Source organism: Nocardia sp. NPDC019323, assembly GCF_044389845.1.
Classification (GTDB): domain Bacteria; phylum Actinomycetota; class Actinomycetes; order Mycobacteriales; family Mycobacteriaceae; genus Nocardia; species Nocardia implantans.
Genome location: NZ_JBIRYN010000022.1, coordinates 1 through 1,374, shown reverse-complemented (window position 1 = coordinate 1,374; position 1,374 = coordinate 1). Strand labels below are relative to the sequence as shown.

The window sequence follows — 1,374 nt, the reverse complement described above, 5'->3', positions numbered from 1 at the left end:
GGGTGCGGCGTATCTGCCGATCGATACGACCTATCCGGTGCAGCGGTTGGAGTTCATGCTCGAAGACGCCGCCCCGGTCTGCGTGCTGACCAGCGCCACCGAGCAGGACTCCCTGCCCGCGAGCCATATCCCGGTGCTCCTGCTGGAGGAGACCACCGGCTACGACGACGCGCGCGTCCGCAACCGCGAGCGCGTGCGGCCGCTGCGCCCGGACAACCTGGCCTATGTCATCTACACCTCCGGGTCCACCGGCGTGCCCAAGGGCGTCGGCGTCGCGCACCGCAACGTGGTCGAACTGTTCGCCAACACCCAATTGCTGTTCGAATTCGACGAAACCGACGTCTGGACGCTGTTCCATTCCTTCGCGTTCGACTTCTCGGTCTGGGAACTGTGGTGCGCTCTGGCCAACGGCGGCAGCGTGGTCGTGGTGGACTACCTGACCTCCCGCTCGCCCGAGCAGTTCCGCGAATTGCTGATCCGCGAGCAGGTCACCGTGCTCAACCAAACCCCCTCGGCGTTCTACCAACTCGCCGAGGCCGACCGGGCGGCGCATCAGGACCAGGGCAAGTTCGCGCTGCGCTACATCGTGTTCGGTGGCGAGGCGCTGGATCTGCGCCAGCTGCGGCGCTGGTACGAGCGCCATCCGGTGGACGCGCCGTGGCTGGTGAACATGTACGGCATCACCGAGACCACCGTGCACGTGTCGTTCCTGTCGTTGGACGAGCAGATGGTCGACAACCCGGCCAGCGTGATCGGACGTGCCCTGCCCGGCCTGGACGCGTACGTGCTCGACGACCGGTTGCACCCGGCGCCGGTCGGCGTGGCCGGAGAGATCTACGTCGCGGGCGCGCAGCTCTCGCGCGGGTATCTGGGCCGTCCCGGGCTGGCGGCGACACGGTTCGTCGCGAATCCGTTCGGTGCGCCGGGCTCGCGGATGTATCGCAGCGGTGACATCGGCCGCTGGGTCGGATTCGGCGGTCACGCCACGCTGGAGTACGCCGGTCGTGGTGACCAGCAGGTGCAGTTGCGTGGTTTCCGTATCGAACTCGGCGAGATCGAAGCGGCGCTGCTGCGGTGCCCCGGCGTGAGCCAGGCGGTCGTGCTGGTGCGCGCCGACGACCATGCGGGTGACCGGTTGATCGGCTACGTCGTGCCCGATTCCGGGGGAAGCCTGGACGCGTCGGTGCTGCGTGCGCAGGTCTCCGAGTTCCTGACCGGGTATATGGTCCCGGACGCGCTGATGGTGCTGGACGCGTTGCCGCTGACGCCCAACGGGAAGCTCGACCGCCGGGCGTTGCCCGCGCCGGAGTTCGTGTCGTCGGTGGTGTTCCGTGCGCCGAGTTCGCCGGTGGAGCAGGCGGTGGCGGAGGTGTA

Annotated in this window: 1 protein-coding gene; it reads left to right on the top strand. The window is 68.3% G+C overall.

Translation table 11 applies throughout. The features are described 5' to 3' along the window. Positions 1-1,374 (top strand): amino acid adenylation domain-containing protein (locus ACH49X_RS32875; protein ID WP_357209343.1); only part of this gene is annotated, 1,374 nt, incomplete at both ends.